The sequence below is a fragment of the Modicisalibacter tunisiensis genome (assembly GCF_020148005.1).
Lineage (GTDB): Bacteria > Pseudomonadota > Gammaproteobacteria > Pseudomonadales > Halomonadaceae > Modicisalibacter > Modicisalibacter tunisiensis.
The window spans coordinates 394843-415652 of record NZ_JAGXFD010000001.1; the positions used below are offsets into that span (position 1 = coordinate 394843).

The following is a 20810-nucleotide window of genomic DNA, read 5'->3' on the forward strand; positions in this document are numbered from 1 at the left end:
CGTATGGCGTCCTGCCAGTCGCGACGGACCGTCTTTCATCCCGTGGCATTTCGCCGTATCCCGCGGCGTCCTGCCGTAGCGAACCAGGTTCGCTTTCCCGTATCCCGCGTCCATTTTTGCCGCACTGCAGGATCGCCACAAGCGGGTGGTCGGACCACCACCGGTGGAATGACTCGCCATCCTCAAGGAATAAGCCTTTAAAACAGTAACTTATACCGAAAAAAGACGGCGCGTACGGCGCGTTGCCCGCCGTAGCGGACAGGCCATGTAGGAAATCTCTTACAAGAGCCGTCGGCAATGGCTGACAGGGGAGGGAGAGAGGGCGCGCCGCCGGCAGGCCGGCGACGCGCTGAGGCCTGATGGGGCCGTTCAGCCCTGCCCCTTGATGGCCTTGAGGCCGGGGTAGCGGGCCTTCTCGCCGAGCTGCTGCTCGATCACCAGCAGGCGGTTGTACTTGGCGACCCGATCCGAGCGGCACAGCGAGCCGGTCTTGATCTGGCCGGCGGAGGTGGCCACCGCCAGATCGGCGATGGTGGTGTCCTCGGTCTCGCCGCTGCGATGCGAGATCACCGCGGTGAAGCCGGCGTCCTGGGCCATGCGGATGGCGTCCAGGGTCTCGGACAGCGAGCCGATCTGGTTGAACTTGATCAGGATCGAGTTGCCGATCGACTCGTCGATGCCGCGCTTGAGGATGCGGGTGTTGGTGACGAACAGGTCGTCGCCGACCAGCTGCACCTTGTCGCCCAGCTTCTCGGTCAGCGCCTTCCAGCCGTCCCAGTCGGACTCGTCCATGCCGTCCTCGATGGAGACGATCGGGTAGTCGTCGCACAGCCCGGCCAGGTAGTCGGCGAAGCCGGCGGCATCGTAGGACTTGCCCTCGCCCGCCAGGTTGTACTGACCGTCCTGGTAGAACTCGGAGGAGGCGCAGTCGAGCGCCAGGGTGATGTCACGACCCAGGACATAGCCGGCCTGCTCGACGGCTTCCTTGATCACCGCCAGGGCCTCGGCGTTGGAGGCCAGGTTGGGCGCGAAGCCGCCCTCGTCGCCCACCGCGGTGGACAGGCCGCGCCCTGCGAGCACCTTCTTCAGGGCATGGAAGACCTCCGCGCCCATGCGCAGCGCCTCGCGGAAGTTCGGCGCGCCCACCGGCTGGATCATGAACTCCTGGATGTCGACGTTGTTGTCGGCATGCTCGCCGCCGTTGAGGATGTTCATCATCGGCACCGGCATCAGGTACTGCCCAGGCTGGCCGTAGAGCTCGGCGATGTGCGCGTACAGCGGCACGCCCTTGTCCACCGCCGCGGCGCGGGCCGCGGCCAGTGACACGGCGAGGATGGCATTGGCACCGAGGTTCGCCTTGTTGTCGGTGCCGTCGAGTTCGAGCATGGCGTTGTCCAGCGCCCGCTGGTCGCTCGCGTCCATGCCGACCAGCGCCTCGCGGATGCGGCCGTTGACCGCCTCGACCGCCTTGAGCACGCCCTTGCCCAGGTAGCGGGCCTTGTCACCGTCGCGCAGCTCCAGGGCCTCGCGGGAGCCGGTGGAGGCGCCGCTCGGGGCACAGGCCACGCCGTGGGCGCCGTCGTCGAGGGTCACCTCGGCCTGCACCGTGGGGTTGCCCCGCGAGTCGAGGACCTCGAGGGCCTGGATATCGACAATCTTGCTCATCGTGAATCGTCCTTTGTCAGCGTTGAGAGTAGCGGTTTCACGGCTCCGCGATGGTGACCTGTCGCGCGGCAGGCGGCTCAGGTGATCGACAGCGGCGCGAACCCCTTGACCAGCTCGTCGAGCGCCTTGAGCTGAGCGAGGAAGGGCTCGAGCCGGTCGAGCGGCAATGCACAGGGGCCGTCGCACCTGGCGTTGTCGGGGTCGGGATGCGCCTCGAGGAACAATCCGGCCAGCCCCACGGCGACCCCGGCGCGGGCCAGCTCGGCGACCTGGGCGCGACGTCCGTCGGCACTGTCGGCACGGCCGCCGGGGCGCTGCAGCGAGTGGGTGACGTCGAAGAACACCGGATGGCCGGTCTGCTTCATGTCACCGAAGCCCAGCATGTCGACCACCAGATTGTTGTAGCCGAAGCTCGAGCCGCGCTCGCAGAGAATCACCCGCTCGTTGCCGGCCTCGCGACACTTGGCGATGATGTGGCGCATCTCGTGCGGGGCCAGGAACTGCGGCTTCTTGATGTTGATCACCGCGCCGGTGCGCGCCATTGCCACCACCAGATCGGTCTGACGGGCCAGGAAGGCCGGCAGCTGGATGACGTCGGCGACCTCGGCCGCCGGCGCGGCCTGCCAGGGCTCGTGGACGTCGGTGATCACCGGCACGCCGTAGCGCGCCTTGATCTCGGCCAGCCACGCCAGGCCGGTTTCCAGCCCCGGGCCGCGGAAGGAATGGATCGAGCTGCGGTTGGCCTTGTCAAAGCTGGCCTTGAAGACATAGGGCATGCCCAGCCGGCGGGTCACGTCGACATAGGTCTCGGCGACCTCGAGGGCCAGCTCGCGGGATTCCAGCACGTTCATGCCGCCGAACAGCATCAGCGGCAATGAATTGCCGGCCCTGAGGCCGGCAAATTCGAGGGTCTTCGGCGTGATGTCGGACATCAGCGCTTCAATCCTGGGTCGGAGACTGGGCACGCTGGCGCCGGGTCTTGTGCTCCAGCGCGGCGTTGACGAAGCCGGTGAACAGCGGATGGCCGTCGCGCGGCGTGGAGGTGAACTCGGGGTGGAACTGACAGGCCACGAACCACGGATGATCGGGCAGCTCGACCATCTCCACCAGGGAATTGTCGACGCTCTTGCCGGACACCACCAGGCCGGCCTGCTCGAGCTGCTCGATGAACTGGTTGTTGACCTCGAAGCGATGGCGATGGCGCTCGGTGATCGCGTCCATGCCGTAGGCCTCGCGGGCCTTCGAGCCGGCCCGGAGATGGCAGACCTGACCGCCCAGGCGCATGGTGCCGCCGAGATCGGAGGCCTCGTCGCGCAGTTCGATCTTGCCCTCGGCGTTGACCCACTCGGTGATCAGGCCGACCACCGGGTGGCGGGTGTCATGGGTGAACTCGGTGGAGTTGGCGTCCTCCCAGCCGGCCACGTGGCGGGCGAACTCGATCACCGCCACCTGCATCCCCAGGCAGATGCCCAGATACGGAACACCGTGCTCGCGCGCGTAACGGGCGGTGGCGATCTTGCCCTCGACCCCGCGCTCGCCGAAGCCCCCGGGCACCAGGATCGCGTCCTTGCCGGCCAGGCGTTCGGTGCCGTGGCGCTCGATGTCCTCGGAATCGATGTAGTCGATGTTGACCTTGATCCGGGTCTGGATGCCGGCGTGGATCAGCGCCTCGTTGAGCGACTTGTAGGCGTCGAGCAGCTCCATGTACTTGCCGACCATGGCGATGTTGATCGACTTGAGCGGATTGAGCTTGGCATCGAGCACATGCACCCACTCGGCGAGATCGGCGGGCTGGGCCTCGAGGCGCAGCTTGTCACAGACGATCTCGTCGAGGCCGTGCTCGTGGAGCATCAGCGGGATGCGATAGATGGTGTCGGCATCCTGCAGCGGGACGACGGCGCGCTCCTCGACGTTGGTGAACAGCGCGATCTTGCGCCGCTCGCTCTCCTCGAGCTCGACCTCGCTGCGACAGATCAGGATGTCCGGCTGAATGCCGATCGAGCGCAGCTCCTTGACGCTGTGCTGGGTCGGCTTGGTCTTGGTCTCGCCGGCGGTCTTGATGTAGGGCACCAGCGTCAGGTGCATGAACAGCGCGCGGTTGGCACCGACTTCGCTGCGGATCTGGCGGATCGACTCGAGGAACGGCAGCGACTCGATGTCGCCCACCGTGCCGCCGATCTCCACCAGCGCCACGTCGAAGTCCTTGCCGCCCTCGTAGACCCGGCGCTTGATCTCGTCGGTGATGTGCGGGATCACCTGCACCGTGCCGCCCAGGTAGTCGCCGCGGCGCTCCTTGCGCAGCACGTGCTCGTAGACCCGGCCGGTGGTGAAGTTGTTGCCCTGGGTCATCTTGGTGCGGATGAAGCGCTCGTAGTGGCCCAGGTCGAGATCGGTCTCCGCGCCATCCTCGGTGACGAACACCTCGCCATGCTGGAACGGGCTCATGGTGCCCGGATCGACGTTAATGTACGGATCCAGCTTGAGCATGGTGACCTTGAGGCCACGCGCCTCGAGAATCGCCGCCAGCGAGGCCGACGCGATGCCCTTGCCGAGTGAGGACACAACGCCGCCGGTCACGAAGATATATCGTGTCATGGAGAACCTGTTGAAACGTGATCAGTATGGCCTGGAGGGACGAGGCCCGGATGGGACGCCAGAATAGCAGATTCGCCCGGCGCGCTCAATTTGCCCAGGCGGCCCGCCGAGCCCGTCCCGGCATCTCACTTCGGGGCAGGCCACCAGCGCGCCATCTCGCCGCCCAGCGGGTCACGGGCGGGTTGCGAGACCTCGGCGATGCGCGCCACCGCGGCGTCGTGCCGGGCCGGGTCGGCACCGATCAGGTCGAGCGTCGGCTGGTCCTCGGGATAGGCGGCCAGCAGCAGGAAGTCCTCGCTGGCGTCGCGCTGGCAGTGCCCGGTGCCGGCGGGCAGCACCAGCACGTCGCCGCGACGCACCTCGACGTCACGTCCCGCCTCGCCGCCCAGGCGCAGCAGTCCCCAGCCGGAGAGCACGCCGAACGCCTCGTGCGCGGTGGAATGGTAATGGTGATAGTCGAACACCTCGCCCCGCCAGCTGGCGGGCCAGCCGCTGGCGGCGAAGCGCGCACCGAAGAGGGCCGCCAGCCGCTCGCGATCGCCGCCCTCCGAGCGAGGGATGCGGTGGGCGCGAAACACCAGCGTGGCCAGGTGGCTGTTGGGAATCGCGCCGTCATCCGCGAACTGAAGGCAGTCGGGAATCTCCAGTCCCAGGGCTTCCAGTGTGTCGTCCATGTCGCCGGCCTCCTGTGATCGTCGCCCCGGTCAGTGTATGCCGGGGCGACGACCACCCCCAAGCCGGCGATTCCGGGCCCATGACGACGCCGCCCCCGTCGGGACGGGGGCGGCGTGGAGGGCGGGCGGCGCGCGCCGGCGTTACACGCCGAGGTAGTCGAGGATGCCCTCGGCGGCCTGACGCCCCTCGTGGATGGCGGTGACCACCAGGTCGGAGCCACGCACCATGTCGCCACCGGCGAAGACCTTCTCGTTGCTGGTCTGGAAGGCGAAGCGGCCGCGCTCGGGCGCGGTCACCCGGCCGCGCTCGTCGATCTCGATGCCCTGCTCGGCGAACCAGGGGATGTCGCTGGGCTGGAAGCCGAAGGCGATGATCACCGCGTCGCAGGCCAGCACCTCCTCGGAGCCGGGCACCACCTCGGGGCGCTGGCGGCCGTTCTCGTCGGGCTCGCCGAGGCGGGTGCGCACCAGCTTGACGCCCTCGACCCGCTCCTCGCCGACCACCGCCACCGGCTGGCGGTTGAACAGGAAGTCCACGCCCTCCTCGCGGGCGTTGGCCACCTCGCGCTTGGAACCGGGCATGTTCTCCTCGTCGCGACGGTAGGCGCAGGTCACGCCGGTGGCGCCCTGGCGGATCGCCGTGCGGTTGCAGTCCATGGCGGTGTCGCCGCCGCCCAGCACCACCACGCGGCGGCCCTCCATCGACACGTAGTCGGCGGGGTCCGTCTCGAAGCCCAGGCAGTGGTTGACGTTGGCCACCAGGTAGTCGAGCGCCTTGTAGACACCCGGCAGGTCCTCGCCGGGGAAGCCGCCCTGCATGTACTTGTAGGTGCCCATGCCCATGAACACCGCATCGTACTGCGCGAGCAGGTCGTCGATGGCGACGTCCCTGCCGATCTCGGTGTTCAGGCGGAACTCGACGCCCATCTCCTCGAACACCGCGCGGCGGCGCTCCATGACGTGCTTCTCGAGCTTGAACTCGGGAATGCCGAAGGTCAGCAGGCCGCCGATCTCCGGGTAGCGGTCGTAGACCACCGGCTTGACGCCGTTGCGCACCAGGATGTCGGCGCAGCCCAGCCCCGCCGGGCCGGCGCCGATCACCGCCACGCGCTTGTCGGTCCAGGCCACCTTGGACATGTCCGGGCGCCAGCCCATGGCGAAGGCGGTGTCGGTGATGTACTTCTCCACCGAGCCGATGGTCACCGCGCCGAAGCCGTCGTTGAGGGTGCAGTCGCCCTCGCACAGGCGATCCTGCGGGCACACCCGGCCACACACCTCGGGCAGGGTGTTGGTCCGGTGCGAGAGCTCGGCGGCCTCGAGGATGTTGCCCTCGTTGACCAGCTTCAGCCAGTTGGGAATGTAGTTGTGGACCGGGCACTTCCACTCGCAGTACGGGTTGCCGCAGTGCAGGCAGCGATGCGCCTGGCTGGCCGCCTCGCTGGGCTTGAACGGCTCGTAGATCTCGGCGAATTCCCGGGCCCGCTTGCGCGCATCCTTCTTCTGCGGATCCTGACGGCCGACATCGATGAACTGGAAGTCGTTGTTCAGACGGTTTGCCATGGTCGTCTCTCCTCTCCTATTCGATGGAGCAGCTCACGCTACTCGGGCCGCCGGCGGGATTCGGCGAGCAGGCCGTTGAGGCTTGCCGCCTTGGGCTTGACCAGCCAGAAATGGCGGATGAACTCGGAGAAGTCGTCGAGAATCTCGCGACCGCGGGCGGAGCCGGTCTCGGCGACATACTCCTCGATCACCTCGCGCAGGTGGCGCCGGTAGGCCTCCATGGCTTCGGTATTGATGCGGTGAATCTCCACCAGCTCATGGTTGTACTTGTCGACGAAGGTGCGGTCCTGGTCGAGCACGTAGGCGAAGCCGCCGGTCATGCCCGCACCGAAGTTGACCCCGGTCTCGCCGAGCACGGCGACCAGGCCGCCGGTCATGTACTCGCAGCAGTGATCGCCGGCCCCCTCGACCACGGCATGCACGCCGGAGTTGCGCACCGCGAGGCGCTCGCCCGCGGTGCCCGCGGCGAACAGCTTGCCGCCGGTGGCGCCGTACAGGCAGGTGTTGCCGACGATCGCCGTCTCGTGGGACTTGAAGCGGCTGGCGCGGGGCGGAACGATCACCACCTTGCCGCCGTTCATGCCCTTGCCGACATAGTCGTTGGCATCCCCCTCCAGATAGAGGTGCAGGCCACGGGCGTTCCACACCCCGAAGCTCTGTCCCGCCACGCCGGTGAAGCGGGCGACGACCGGCGCCTCCTCGAGGCCGGCCTCGCCGTAGCGCTTGGCGATCTCGCCCGAGGCGCGGGCGCCCACGCTGCGGTCGCAGTTGGTGATGGTGAACTCGAACTCGCCGCCGGAGCGCGACTCGATCGCCGGCATCAGGGTCTCCAGCACCTCCTGGTTCTTGGCGCCCGGATCGTGCGGCACGTTGCGGCTGACCTGACAGAACTGCGGCGCCTCGGCGGGCACGAAGTCGTTGGTCAGCAGTGGCGTCAGGTCGAGCTTGCGCTGCGCGGCGGTCTCGCCCTCGAGGATCTCGAGCAGGTCGGTACGGCCGATCAGGTCGGTGAGCTTGCGCACGCCCAGCATGGCCATCAGCTCGCGCACTTCCTCGGCGATGAAGCGGAAGTAGTGCTTGACCATGTCGACGGTGCCGCGGAAGTGCTCGTCGCGCAGGTACTGGTGCTGGGTGGCGACACCGGTGGCGCAGTTGTTGAGGTGGCAGATGCGCAGGTACTTGCAGCCCAGCGCGACCATCGGCGCGGTGCCGAAGCCGAAGCTCTCGGCGCCGAGGATCGCCGCCTTGATGACGTCGAGGCCGGTCTTCAGGCCGCCGTCGGTCTGCAGGCGGATCTTGTCGCGCAGGCCGTTGATGCGCAGCGCCTGATGCACCTCGGGCAGGCCCAGCTCCCAGGGCGAGCCGGCATGCTTGATCGAGGTCAGCGGACTGGCCGCGGTGCCGCCGTCATAGCCGGAGACGGTGATCAGGTCGGCGTAGGCCTTGGCCACGCCGGTGGCGATGGTGCCGATGCCCGGCTCGGAGACCAGCTTCACCGACACCTGGGCGTCCGGGTTGACCTGCTTGAGATCGAAGATCAGCTGCGCCAGGTCCTCGATCGAGTAGATGTCGTGGTGCGGCGGCGGCGAGATCAGCGTCACGCCGGGCACCGAGTAGCGCAGCCGGGCGATCAGCTCGTTGACCTTGCCGCCGGGCAGCTGGCCGCCCTCGCCGGGCTTGGCGCCCTGGGCGACCTTGATCTGCAGCACCTCGGCGTTGACCAGATAGGCCGGCGTGACGCCAAAGCGCCCGGAGGCGATCTGCTTGATCTTGGAGGAGCGGATGGTGCCGTAGCGCGCCGGATCCTCGCCGCCCTCGCCGGAGTTGGAGCGCCCGCCGGTCTCGTTCATCGCCTGGGCCAGCGCCTCGTGGGCCTCCGGACTCAGCGCGCCGAGACTCATGCCGGCGCTGTCGAAGCGCGGCAGCAGGTCCTCGACCGGCTCGATGTCGTCGAGCGGCAGCGGCTCGGGGGCCGGCTTGAGGGTCAGGAGGTCGCGGATGGTCGCCACCGGGCGCTCGTTGACCAGCGCCGCGAACGTCTTCCACTTGGCGTAGTCGCCCTGCTGAACCGCCTCCTGCAGCGCCTTGACGATGTCCGGGTTGTAGGCGTGGTACTCGTGGTTGTGGACGTACTTGACCAGCCCGCCCTGATGGATGCCCTTGCGCGGAATCCAGGCGTCGCGGGCCAGCATCTCCTGCTGGAGCTGCAGCTCGGCGAAGCCGGTACCCTCGATGCGCGACATCATGCCCGGGAAGCACAGGTCCATGATCTCGGAGGACAGCCCCACCGCCTCGAACAGCTGCGAGCCGCGATACGAGGCCAGCGTCGAGATCCCCATCTTGGAGAGGATCTTGTAGAGCCCCTTCTGCAGCCCCTTGCGGTAGTTCTCGCGGGTGTCCGCCGGGTTGCCGGTGAGCTCGCCGCTGCGGTGCATGTCGGCCATCACCTGGTAGGCCAGGTAGGGGTAGATCGCCGTGGCGCCGACCCCGAAGAGCACCGCCATCTGGTGGGCGTCGCGGGCGTAGCCGGTCTCGACGACCAGGTTGACCCGCGGGCGCAGCGCCAGACGACCGAGATGATGGTGTACCGCCCCGGTGGCCAGCGCCGCGTGGATCGGCAGCCTGCCCTTCTCCAGCTCGGCGTCGGAGAGCACCAGCAGCACGACACCCTCGCGCGCCGCCTGCTCGGCCTGTTCGCACAGCGCCAGCAGCGCCTGCTTGAGGGTCGCCCGCTCGGGGTCGTAGGACAGCGCCAGCGTCTGGCTGCGGAAGGCCGGGTCCTCCTGGGTCACCAGCGCGGTGAACTTGCGCGGCGAGAGGACCGGCGTGGTCAGGATGATGCGGTTGGCGTGCTCGGGCGTCGCCTCGAAGACGTTGAGCTCGGCGCCGATGCAGGTCTCCAGCGACATCACGATCGCCTCGCGCAGCGGGTCGATCGGCGGGTTGGTGACCTGGGCGAACTTCTGCCGGAAGTGGTCGGTGAGCAACCGGCTCTGGCGCGACAGCACCGCCATCGGCGTGTCGTCGCCCATCGACCCGACCGCCTCCTGGCCACTCTCGGCGAGCGGGCGCAGCAGCTGGTCACGCTCCTCGAAGGTGACCTGGAACATCTTCTGGTGGACGTTCAGGACGTCGCGGTCGAAGGGCTGGAAGCGCGCCAGCTCGGTGAGTGCGGACTCCAGGTAGTGGGCGTGCTCCTTGAGCCAGCGCTTGTAGGGGTAGGCGGACTTGAGGCGGCTGTCGACGTCGGGGGTGTGCAGCACCTCGCCGGTCTCGGTGTCGATGCCGAGCACCTGGCCGGGGCCCACGCGGCCCTTGGCCACCACGCTCTCCGGGGCATAGTCGTGCACGCCGACCTCGGAGGACAGGGTGATGTAGCCGTTGTCGGTGATCACCCAGCGCGCCGGGCGCAGGCCGTTGCGGTCGAGCATGCACACGGCGTGGCGGCCGTCGGTCATCACCAGGCCCGCCGGGCCGTCCCAGGGCTCCATGTGCATGGAGTTGTATTCGTAGAAGGCGCGCAGCTCGCCGTCCATGGTCTCGACGTTCTGCCAGGCCGGCGGCACCATCATGCGGATGGCGTTGTAGAGGTCCATGCCGCCGGTGAGCAGCACCTCGAGCATGTTGTCCATGCTCGAGGAGTCGGAGCCCACGGTGTTGACGATCTCGTCGAGCTCGGTGATGTCGGGCAGCTGCTCGCTGACGAAGTTTTCCTTGCGCGAGTTGGCCCAGCCGCGGTTGGCCTCGATGGTGTTGATCTCGCCGTTGTGGGCGAGGAAGCGGAACGGCTGGGCCAGCGGCCAGCGCGGCGCGGTGTTGGTGGAGAAGCGCTGGTGGAAGACGCAGATCGAGGTCTCCAGGCGCTCGTCGCCGAGGTCGTGATAGAAGGTCGGCAGGTCCACGGGCATCATCAGGCCCTTGTAGGACACCACCTTCGACGACAGCGAGCAGACGTAGAAGTCCTCCTCGTCGCGCAGGGCTTCCTCGGCCAGGCGGCGGGCCATGAACAGGTCGACGTTGAAGGCCTGGTCGAGGCGGTCGTCGCTGGGCTCGACGAAGAGCTGGCGGATGCGCGGCAGGCACTCCCGCGCCATCGGGCCGCAGACCTCGGGGTCGACCGGCACGTCGCGCCAGCCGCGCACCCGGACATGGCGCTTGTCGAGCTCGGCTTCCAGGGTCTCGCGGGCCCGCGTCTCGCGGTCGTCGTCGTCGGGCAGGAAGACACAGCCCACGGCGAAGCGCGCGCCGAGCTCGACCCCCAGCGAATCCCGCGCCAGGGCGCGCATGAAGTCGACCGGCATCTTGAACAGCAGGCCGCAGCCGTCGCCGGTCTTGCCATCGGCGGCGATGCCGCCGCGGTGGGTCATGCAGGTCAGCGACTCGATGGCGGTTTTCAGCAGGTCGTGGCTGGCCTGGCCCTCCATGTGCGCAATCAGGCCGAAGCCACAGTTGTCGCGGAATTCGCCAGGCTGGTGGAGACCTCTCATCATGGGCGTGCCTCGCAGTAATCCAGAACTTGTGTCCATCCAGAAAGCATGATATTTTTGAAAGTTATTTTCTTATTTTATGGCCCCTCGAAAGGACCGCTTTCTGACGTGAAAAGGCCGTCCAGAATAGCCACTCTTGCCTGCCGGCGCAATTCTCGCACCGACATTCCGACCCCATAAACCGCCCAAAAAACGCGAGCTTAGCGCAAAGCGACGCAAAAACCCCAGCCTTGTCAAAGGCTTAGAAACGAATCCCAAACCCCCTGAAGCGCCTCGTCAATGGCCGGCATGTCGACAATCTTCTCCATGCCAATCCTGCATGAGTCATGCGAATGCTGACAGAACCCCCCGACCGACAGGCACAAAAAAACCCGCTCCAGGAGCGGGCTTGCGGTGCCGCCGGGCCGGTGCGAGTCAGGCACGCGGATAGGCGTCGATGAAGGCGGCCAGTTCGGCCGGCGGGGTCGCATCGTGCAGACAGGCATCGCCCAATGCCTGCAGCAGCACCAGGCGAATGCGATCGTCGAGATTCTTCTTGTCGAGGCGCATGCGGACGATGAACGCCTCGGCATCCATGGCCGCCGGCGCCGCCACGGGCAGCCCGGCCGCGTCGAGCACGGCCTCGACACGCGCCACGTCGTCCGCCTCGAGCCAGCCCAGCCGGTGAGACAGCGCGGCGGCCATGGCCATGCCGGCACCCACCGCCTCGCCGTGCAGCCAGACGCCGTAGCCCTGGTGCGCCTCGATGGCATGGCCGAAGGTGTGGCCCAGATTGAGCAGCGCGCGCACGCCCTGCTCGGTCTCGTCCTCGGCCACTACCTCGGCCTTGATCGCACAGCTGCGGCGGATCGCCTCGCCGAGGGCCGTGTCGTCCAGCCCGCGCAGCGCCGGCATTTGCGCCTCGAGCCAGCCGAGGAAGTCGCGATCGCGGATCAGCCCGTACTTGATCACCTCGGCCAGCCCCGCCGAGAGCTCGCGCCCGGGCAGCGTACGCAGCGTTGCAGTGTCGATCAGCACCGCCCGCGGCTGCCAGAAGGCACCGATCATGTTCTTGCCGCGCGGGTGATTGACACCGGTCTTGCCGCCCACCGAGGAGTCGACCTGGGAGAGCAGCGTGGTCGGCACCTGGATGAACGCCACGCCGCGCTGGTAGCAGGCGGCGGCGAAGCCGGTCATGTCGCCGATGACCCCGCCACCCAGCGCGACCAGCGTGCAGCGCCGATTGAAGCCGGCGGCCAGCAGGGCATCCCAGATGCGCTCCACGCTGGCCAGGGTCTTGGTCGCCTCGCCATCGGGCAGCACCACCTCGCGGACCTCGAGGTCGGCGTCGAGCCCGCGCTTGAGCGTCTCGAGATACAGCGGCGCGACCGTCTCGTTGGTGACGATCATCACCTGCCGGCCGGCCAGATGCGGGCACAACCGCCCCGGCTCACCGAGCAGGCCGGCGCCGATGTGGATCGGGTAGCGCCGCTCGCCGAGCTCGACGTTCAGGGTCCGCACGCGGGAGTCGCCGTCTTGGCTCATGGAGTCACACCTTGGTCTGCAGCGGGTCGACGAGGCGCTCGACGCGCTTGAGGATTTCATTGACCACCGAACGCGGCCCGCGCCGGTCGGTGCGGATGACCAGATCGGCGGTGGCGCGATACAGCGGATCGCGGCGCTCGAACAGCTCGGCGAGCACCGCCCGCGGGTCCTTGTTGCGCAGCAGTGGCCGGTTGCGGTCCTTGGCGGTGCGCTTGAGCTGCTGATCGACGCTGGTCTGCAGATAGATCACGGTGCCGCGCTCGCGCAGCGCCCGGCGGTTGGCCTCGTTCATGACCGCGCCGCCACCGGTGGCCAGCACAATGCCGTCGAGCCCGGTGAGCTCGTCGATCATCTGCACCTCGCGTTCGCGAAAGCCGGCCTCGCCCTCGATATCGAAGATCCAGGGGATATCCGCGCCACAGCGAGCCTGTATTTCATGGTCGCTGTCGTAGAAATCGCGCTGCAACTCGGACGCCAGAAGGCGGCCGATGGTGCTTTTGCCGGCCCCCATGGGGCCGACCAGAAAGAGATTGGGAAAACCCTGCATCAGCGAATCGCCAGATTGTCCTCGATGATCTTCGGGGTGATGAAGATCAGCAATTCTACCTTTTCATTGCTCTGTTCGGTATAGCGGAACAGCTTGCCGAGCACCGGCAGGTCACCGAGCAGGGGGGTCTTGTAGAGATTGTGCAGCTGTTCGGTGGTGAGAATGCCGCCCAGCACCACCGTTTCGCCGTTGTTGACCAGCACCTGGGTCTGGATCTGATTGGTGTCGATGGCCGGTGCGCCGTTGAACTGGGTGTTGGCCACATCGTCGTTGTTGATGGTCAGATCCATGATGATCCGATCATCGGGGGTGATCTGCGGCGTCACCTCCAGCGACAGCACCGCCTCCTTGAACTCGACGTTGGTCGCCCCGCTCGAGGTGGCTTCCTGATAGGGGATCTCCTGACCCTGCTTGATCATCGCCGGCTGCTGGTTGGCGGTGATCACCTTGGGCTGAGAGATGGTCTGGCTCTTGCCCTCGCTCTCCAGGGCCCGCAGCTCCAGGTCCAGCAGCACGTCGCCGGACAGGTAGCCGAAGTTGAACGACGAACCGGGATTGGCCGCGCTGCCCAGGTCCACGGCCAGGCCGCCATAGGCACGCCCCGTGCCGGTCGAGGCGGTGTTGACCACATTGTTGCCGGTGCCGGACGGCTGATTGTTGGAGGTCACGCCCCAGTTGACCCCCAGCTCCCGGGCCGCCTTGTCGCGGGCGATGACGATGCGCGCCTCGATCTGCACCTGGCGCACCGGGATATCCAGCTGATTGATGGTGTCGCGGATCTGCTCGATCTGCTCGGCGGTCTCCTGAACGATCAGGGTGTTGGTGCGCTCGTCGACGCTGATCCGTCCCCGCTCGGAGAGCAGGCCCAGGCCGTTGTCGCCGCGCAGCAGCGTGGCCAGCTGCGCGGCCTTGGCGTAGCGCACCGGAATGTAGGCGGTGGTCAGCGGCGCCAGCTCCTGCTGCTGCTGGCGCGCCTCGAGCTCCTGACGCTCCATGGCCGCCAGCTCGTCGGCCGGCGCCACCATCAGCACGTTGCCGACGCGCCGGCTGTCCAGGCCGTGGCTCTTGAGCACCAGATCCAGCGCCTGGTCCCAGGGCACGTCCTGCAGGTTGAGCGTGACACTGCCCTGCACGCTGTCGCTGGCCACCACGTTGAGCCCGGTGTACTCGCCGATGATCGACAGCACCTCACGCACCTTGATGTCCTGGAAGTTGAGCGTGATCTTCTTGCCGGTGTAGGGGAATTTCTGCTTCTGCTGCTCGCGCTGCGCCGCCTGGTTGACCGGCCGCGCCTCGATGGTCAGCTGCCGGCCGCTCTGGGTCGACAGCATGGCGTAGTCCCCGCGCGTCTCGATGCTCAGTCGGGTGCCGTCGCCGTCACTGGCCGGCACCACGCGCTGCATCGGCGTGCCGAAATCACCGACATCAAGCACCTGGTTCCACTCGGCGGGCAGATCGACACGGCCCAGCTTCGCGATGATACGGCCGTTCTGCTCGCTGACATCGGTCGCCACCCCGGCACGGTCGAAACTCACCACCAGGCGGCCGGCCCCATCCTCGCCGCGCCGGAAGTCGATATTGTCGATCGTCGGCGCCCCGGAGGCCGACGCATGCCGGTCCGCCCCGGACGCACCACTCCCGGCTCGCCGCGCCGCGTCCTTGCCCAGCGTCAGCACCAGCGTCCTGCCCTGTTCGTGGGTGGCGTAGGGCAGCGGCTGATCGAGATTGAAGACCAGCCGCGTGCGCTCGCCCGCCGACAGGGCGACGACATGATCGACCCCTGCCATGCCCAGATCGAAGCGCCGCCGATCGAGCCGGCTGACGGTGTCCATCAGATCGATGGCCAGACGCGGCGGCGAGCCGACCCGATAGCCGCGCACCTCGGGCACCTGGTCGTCGAAGTGCAGCCGCACGTCGAGCTGGCCGTCGCTGCGCTGCTCGAACGACAGGTCGGTGAGCGTCGACGCCGCCATGACCGGCAGGGCCAGCAGCACGAGAGCGGCGCTCAGCAGTCCGCGAATCAAAGCCTTCATGGGATCCTCTCGTCACCTCGCGACGCCGCCCCGCTCCGGGGCGACGCCGTGTCGTCGTGGTTCGTGTCGCCGCCGCCCAGCGACAGTGTCTGCCAGCGCTCGTCCCAGCCCTGCCCGCCGTCGGACACCAGCTCCACCAGTCGCACCCGGCCGGCGTCGATCGCCACGATGCGCCCGAAGTCCGTGCCCAGATGCGCGCCCACGCCCAGCGAATGCACCTCGCCGGCGGGGTCGCGCACCAGGGCGACGTGGCGGTCGCCGATCGACAGGGTGCCGACCAGGGTCAGGGCATCCAGGGGAAAGCGCTCCAGCGCCTCCTTGGGCCGCGACAGGTCCGGCGTCAGGTCGCCGCTACCGGAGGCGGCGCTGCGGGTATCCGGCCGTTCGGGACGGAACGGGCTGCGGGCATCCGCCTGCTCATAGGCCACCGGACGATACGCCGGGGTGTCGGGCAATGCCGGCAGCTTGCCACTGGGGCGGTCGCGCAGCGTGGCCAGCTTGGCGTCCAGGGCGTCGAGTCGGGCATCGCCGCAGCCGGCCAGCACGACCAGCAGCACACCCGGCAACAGGAGGCGCCACATCGTCATGAGCCGCCCTCCGCCGTGCTGGTCGTATCGCCGGCCGACGTCTGCGCCCGGTGGTTGTAGGTCTTGGCCAGCATCGAGAGCTTGAGAGTGCCCTGGTCGTCCACCGGGGTCAGGGTGAAGTCGTGCAGCGTGACGATGCGCGGCAGGGCGGCGACACCGGACAGGAAGACGGCGATGCGATGGTAGTCGCCCTCCACCTGGATGGAAAACGGCTGTTCGATGTAGTAGGCCTTCTCGACCGGCGCCTGCAGACGGATGACGTCGATGGTCAGGTGATGCTGCCGGGCCGTGTCGCTGATGTCGTCGAGCAGCGACGGCACCTCGGCGCCGGTGGGCAGCATCTTCAGCAGCGTGTCCATGCGTGTTTCCAGGGTCTGCATCTGGCGGCGCATGGCGGGCAGGTTGGCCGCCTGATAGGCCTTGGTCTCGTACTGCTCGAGCAGGGCATGCTCCTGCTGCCGGGCCTGCTCGAGGCGGTCCAGCCGCGGCGCGGCCACGAAATGATAGCCCAGCCAGAACAGCACCAGCCCCACCAGCAGGCAGGTCAACACCTGCAGCGATACCGGCCAGTTGCCCGCCTCGCGCAGGTCCAGCTCGCGCCAGTCCACCTCGCGCAGCCGCCGCCATTCCGCCGCCAGCCTCATGGGGATGCCTCCTGCTTGCCCGCGCCCCGGGACGCCGGACGCTTGTCCACGAGACGCTCGGCCACGCTCAGGCTGAACGCCCGCCAGCCGTCCTCGTCGGCCTGCACCTCCGCGAGCGTGGGCACGCCGAAGACCGGGCTCGCCTCGAGGGCACGCATCTGCGCGGACACCTGCCGGTTGGCACGCGCCTTGCCATTCAGGCGCAGCCTGTCGCCCTCGCGCTCGAGCCGGGTGTAGTAGATCCCGTCCTGCAGGGTGCCGGCGAGCTGATTGAAGACCCGTACCGTCTGCGGGCGGCTGAACTGCAGCTGGCGGATCAGGTCGATCTGGGTCAGCATCCGCTCGCGCGTCTTGCGGAAGTCGCTCAACGTCGAGATGTCCTGATCGAGCCGGTGCGCCTGCGTCTGGATGTAGTCGTTGCGCCGCTGCTGGCTGTCGAGGCGCTGCTGGTAGAGGGTGGCCACGCCCCAGGCACCGGCAACGGCGAGCAGCATGATCAGCCCGAGGATCGCCAGAAAGCGCCGGTTGCGCCGTTCGCGACGCGCCTCGCGCCACGCCAGCAGGTTGATCTCGATGCTCATGTCCCGCCCCTCATCGCCAGCCCGCAGGCGGTGAGCATCGCCGGCGCATCGCTGGCCAGGGCGTGAATGTCGACGCGCGAATGGATCGCCATCCGCGCGAAGGGATTGGCCACCTCGATGGTCAGGCCGCTGTCCTCGGCCAGGCGCTCGCGCAGGCCGGGAATCACGCTCGAGCCGCCGGCCAGGATCAGCCGGCTCACGGCCGGATGCCGGCCCGCGGTGTAATAGAGCTGCAGCGAACGGCCGACCTGCTGGATCAGCGTCTCGATGAAGGGGGCGAGCACCTCGTCGTGATAATCCTCGGGCAGGCCGCCGCGTTTCTTGGCCAGCCCCGCCTCCTCGAAGCTCAGCCCGTAGCGGCCGCGAATCGCCTCGGTCAGCTGGCGACCGCCGAACACCGTGTCCCGGCTGAAGATGATGCGATCGCCACGCAGCACGTGGAAGGCATTCATGTTGGCGCCGATGTCCACCAGGGCCACGGCCGGCTCCTCCTCCATCGCCGGCAGCTGGTGGCGCAGCTCGCCGAAGGCCCGCTCCATGGCGAAGGTCTCGACATCCACCGCCGCCGGCTCCAGCCCCGCCTGCATCACCGCCTCGGTCAGCTGGCCGACATCCTGCTGACGGCAGGCCACCAGCAGCACGTCCTGCTGGTCGCCGAAGCGCGCGTTCAGCCCCAGTCGCTGGAAATCGAAGGCCACCTCATTGAACGGAAACGGGATGTGCTTGTCCGATTCCAGCTGAATGCGCGCCTCGATCTCGTCGTCGCTCAGCGAGGCCGGCAGGGTCAGCGTCTTGGTGATGGCCGCACTGGCGGGTACCGCCACCGCGGCCCGGCGCGAGAGGGGCTGGGCATGATCGACGGCGCGCCTGAGTGCGGCGACGACATCCTCCATGCGGCGGATGCGGCGCTCGACCACCGCACCTTCGGCGAGCGGGCGCACGGCGTAGCTGTCGACGCGAAAGTGCTGACGGCCCGGCCGCAGCTCGAGCAGCTTCACCGTGGCCGACGTGATGTCGATACCGATCAACCCTTTGCCGGACTGGCTCAACCCGAACAATGATGGTCCTCTGCGCGATGCGGTGATTATGGTTGTCATGCTGCAGTATCAGGCGTCTCGCCCGAGGCCACGAGACTACCTGATATACAGGCCATTTACACACGGCTCGCGGGGTCGCCCTTCAACGCTGGCCGGTCGTTCACCGGATTCCTATAATGCGCTGCTCAAGGGATTGAACGCGCGCATCGCGGCCGACCGCCACCCGTACACCATGGATATCGCCCTTTCATGAAGCTTCTCAAACGCCTGCTGACCTCGACCCTGTGGTTCTTCGTGTCACTCGGCGCCGCCAGTCTCCTCGCCGTGATCGGCGCGGCGCTCTACTTCGCGCCCGGCCTGCCCGACGTGCACCAGCTGCAGGGCTACGAGCTTCAGACGCCGCTGCGCGTCGTCACCCGGGACCACCAGCTGATCGGCGAATTCGGCGAGCAGCGCCGTCGCCCGGTCGACTACAGCGCCATCCCCCAGGACATGGTCGAGGCCTTCCTGGCCGCCGAGGATGCCAGCTTCTTCGAGCACCCCGGTGTCGATCCCAAGGGACTCGTCCGCGCCGCCCTGGAGCTGGTCACCCACGGCGGCACCATCCAGTCCGGCGGCAGCACCATCACCATGCAGGTGGCGCGCAACTACCTGCTGACGCTCGACCGCACCTTCACCCGCAAGATCCGCGAGATCCTGCTGTCGCTGCAGATGGAACAGATCCTCTCGAAGGACCAGATCTTCGAGCTCTACGTCAACAAGATCTACCTGGGCAACGGTGCCTACGGCATCGGCGCCGCCGCCAAGACCTACTACGACAAGCCGCTCGACGCGCTCACCCTGGCCGAGAAGGCGATGATCGCCGGGCTGCCCAAGGCGCCCTCCGCGCTCAACCCGCTGACCAACCCCGAACGCTCGCTGATCCGCCGCAACTGGATCCTCTATCGCATGCGCGAGCTGGGCTACATCGACCAGTCCGCCTACCAGCAGGCCGTGAAGGAGCCGATCAGCGCGCGCCAGCATGACACCCAGGTGGATGTCCAGGCGCCCTATGTCGCCGAGATGGCGCGCCAGTTCGCGGTCAATCACTTCGGCAAGGAGGACGCCTACTCCGGCGGCTACACGGTCACCACCACCCTCGACGGTCCGCTGCAGCAGGACGCCCGCCAGGCGCTGATCGAGGGGCTGATCGCGTATGACCGCCGCCACGGCTGGCGGGGGGCCGAGCAGACCGACATCCCGCCCAGCCTGGTCGAGGCCCAGGACCAGACCCAGAAGAGCGGGCTCGAGGAGGAGCTCGCGGCTTCCCCCGAGGTCAGGAAGACCGCCCGCCAGGCGGCCCAGAGCAGCCAGGCCAGGGTCGAGGGCGTGGACGGCGACGTCAGCAACTGGCTGAAGGTGCTCGAGCGCACGCCCGCCTACGGCCCGCTGAAGCCGGCCATCGTGGTGGCCAGCGAGGACCATGAGATGCGCGTGCTGACCCGCGACGGCACGGTCAGGACCCTCGGCTGGGACGGCCTGAAGTGGGCGCGCGAGTACCACAGTCCCAAGTGGCGCGGCGACGTGCCCGCCAACGCCGGCGAAATCGCCAGGCGCGGCGCCCTGGTGCGCATCATGCAGACCGACGACGGCGACTGGCGGCTGGCCCAGCAGCCCGGCGCCGAGGCGGCGATCGTGGTGCTCGATCCGCAGACCGGGGCCATCCGCGCCCTGCAGGGCGGCTTCAGCTTCAACGCCAGCAAGTTCAACCGCGCGACCCAGGCCCAGCGCCAGGTGGGCTCCAACTTCAAGCCCTTCGTCTACCTGGCCGCCCTTCAGGAGGGCGGCATGACCGCCGCCACCATCATCAACGACGCCCCGGTGGTCATGCAGCAGTTCAGCGGCGACGACTGGCGGCCCGAGAACGCCGAGGGCGAGTTCCTCGGCCCGACCCGGCTGCGCGTCGGCCTGTACCAGTCGCGCAACCTGGTGACCATCCGCATCCTGCAGTCGCTGGGCCTGGAGAAGGCCCTGACCTTCCTCGAGAACTTCGGTTTCGACAAGGCGCGCCTGCCCCAGGGGCTGTCGCTGGCGCTGGGCAGCGCCTCGCTGACCCCGCTGGAGGTGGCCAACGCCTACGCGATTCTCGCCAACGGCGGCTTCCAGGTCTCGCCCTGGTACATCCAGCGCGTCGACAAGACCGACGCCGACCAGCCGCTCCTCGAGACCACCCCGCAGGTCGCCTGTCGCGACTGCGCCGACGGCGCCAGCCAGACGCAGATCGACGGCAGGAGCTACCCGGTGGCGCCGCGGGTGGTCGATCCCGATGCCCTGTACATCCTGCGCGACATCATGCGCGACGTGATCGAGAAGGGCACCGGCCGCGGCGCCCTGGACCTGAACCGCAGCGACATCGTCGGCAAGACCGGCACCACCAACGACCAGCGCGATGCCTGGTTCTCGGGCTTCAACATGCAGGTGGTGGCGACCGTGTGGGTCGGCAAGGACGACAACTCGAGCACCGGCGAATACGGCTCCCAGGCCGCCCTGCCGATCTGGAAGGCGTTCATGCGCCCGGCGCTCAAGGGCACCCCGGAAACCGTGCCGGAGCGCCCCGACGACATCGTCACCGCGCGCATCGACCCGCAGACTGGCCAGCGCCTGCATGACGACCAGCCCGGCGGCATCGAGGAAATCTTCCGCAAGGACAACCTGCCCGACTTTGCACCGCGTCGCATCGACCAGCAGCTGGAAGACAGCAGCGGCGCCCAGGGTACCGGTACCTACGAAGCCATCTTCTGACACGCGGGTCGCGGGCCCGCCCGGGCCCTGCCCCTCTCCACCGCGACGGCGTGCCACACGCCGCCGCGGCACAGTCGCAACTACAGGAGCCCCGA

The 20810-nt window shown here is 68.0% G+C and carries 15 protein-coding genes; 2 read left to right on the forward strand and 13 right to left on the reverse strand.

Annotation, left to right across the window (positions count from 1 at the left end):
- Positions 1–369: 369 nt before the first annotated feature.
- From eno to pilM, 13 genes are all read right to left on the reverse strand, one after another.
- Positions 370–1665, reverse strand: a complete 1296-nt coding sequence (gene eno / locus KGQ91_RS01815; protein WP_224416511.1) for a phosphopyruvate hydratase — start codon at positions 1663–1665, stop codon at positions 370–372.
- A gap of 77 nt (positions 1666–1742) precedes the next feature.
- A complete protein-coding gene (kdsA, locus tag KGQ91_RS01820; RefSeq protein WP_224420128.1) occupies positions 1743–2597 on the reverse strand; it encodes a 3-deoxy-8-phosphooctulonate synthase in 855 nt (284 codons plus the stop codon).
- A 7-nt stretch (positions 2598–2604) separates the two neighbouring features.
- Positions 2605–4260, reverse strand: coding sequence for a CTP synthase (locus KGQ91_RS01825; protein WP_224420129.1), 1656 nt, complete (start codon positions 4258–4260; stop codon positions 2605–2607).
- A 125-nt stretch (positions 4261–4385) separates the two neighbouring features.
- Positions 4386–4934, reverse strand: coding sequence for a cupin domain-containing protein (locus KGQ91_RS01830; RefSeq protein ID WP_224416508.1), 549 nt, complete (start codon positions 4932–4934; stop codon positions 4386–4388).
- A gap of 141 nt (positions 4935–5075) precedes the next feature.
- Complete coding sequence (locus KGQ91_RS01835; protein WP_163649737.1) at positions 5076–6494, reverse strand: FAD-dependent oxidoreductase; 1419 nt, start codon at positions 6492–6494, stop codon at positions 5076–5078.
- 38 nt (positions 6495–6532) lie between these two features.
- Positions 6533–10984, reverse strand: a complete 4452-nt coding sequence (gene gltB / locus KGQ91_RS01840; RefSeq protein WP_224420130.1) for a glutamate synthase large subunit — start codon at positions 10982–10984, stop codon at positions 6533–6535.
- A 411-nt stretch (positions 10985–11395) separates the two neighbouring features.
- A complete protein-coding gene (gene aroB / locus KGQ91_RS01845) occupies positions 11396–12505 on the reverse strand; it encodes a 3-dehydroquinate synthase (RefSeq protein WP_163649735.1) in 1110 nt (369 codons plus the stop codon).
- Positions 12506–12509: 4 nt separating this feature from the next.
- The gene (gene aroK, locus KGQ91_RS01850) at positions 12510–13052 is read right to left on the reverse strand and encodes a shikimate kinase AroK (protein ID WP_163649734.1); all 543 of its coding nucleotides are present in this window, start codon (positions 13050–13052) and stop codon (positions 12510–12512) included.
- Entirely contained in the window at positions 13052–15085 is a 2034-nt protein-coding gene (locus tag KGQ91_RS01855; RefSeq protein ID WP_224416505.1) for a type IV pilus secretin PilQ, read from the reverse strand. Before KGQ91_RS01855 ends, aroK begins: the two co-directional genes overlap by 1 nt.
- Positions 15082–15672 (reverse strand): pilus assembly protein PilP, encoded by a 591-nt coding sequence (locus tag KGQ91_RS01860; RefSeq protein WP_224420131.1) that lies wholly within the window; start codon positions 15670–15672, stop codon positions 15082–15084. The genes KGQ91_RS01855 and KGQ91_RS01860 overlap by 4 nt, the downstream gene beginning before the upstream one ends.
- Complete coding sequence (locus KGQ91_RS01865; RefSeq protein ID WP_224420132.1) at positions 15669–16316, reverse strand: type IV pilus inner membrane component PilO; 648 nt, start codon at positions 16314–16316, stop codon at positions 15669–15671. The genes KGQ91_RS01860 and KGQ91_RS01865 overlap by 4 nt, the downstream gene beginning before the upstream one ends.
- Complete coding sequence (locus KGQ91_RS01870) at positions 16313–16897, reverse strand: PilN domain-containing protein (RefSeq protein ID WP_224420133.1); 585 nt, start codon at positions 16895–16897, stop codon at positions 16313–16315. The genes KGQ91_RS01865 and KGQ91_RS01870 overlap by 4 nt, the downstream gene beginning before the upstream one ends.
- Entirely contained in the window at positions 16894–17994 is a 1101-nt protein-coding gene (pilM, locus tag KGQ91_RS01875; protein WP_224420134.1) for a type IV pilus assembly protein PilM, read from the reverse strand. Before pilM ends, KGQ91_RS01870 begins: the two co-directional genes overlap by 4 nt.
- On the opposite strand from pilM, the gene KGQ91_RS01880 reads away from it, so the two are divergent.
- Positions 17897–18187 carry a hypothetical protein gene (locus KGQ91_RS01880; RefSeq protein WP_224421430.1) on the forward strand — a complete coding sequence of 97 codons (291 nt, stop codon included), beginning with the start codon at positions 17897–17899 and terminating at the stop codon, positions 18185–18187. The genes pilM and KGQ91_RS01880 overlap by 98 nt on opposite strands.
- Positions 18184–20715, forward strand: coding sequence for a penicillin-binding protein 1A (locus KGQ91_RS01885; RefSeq protein ID WP_224420135.1), 2532 nt, complete (start codon positions 18184–18186; stop codon positions 20713–20715). The genes KGQ91_RS01880 and KGQ91_RS01885 overlap by 4 nt, the downstream gene beginning before the upstream one ends.
- Positions 20716–20810: the final 95 nt, after the last annotated feature.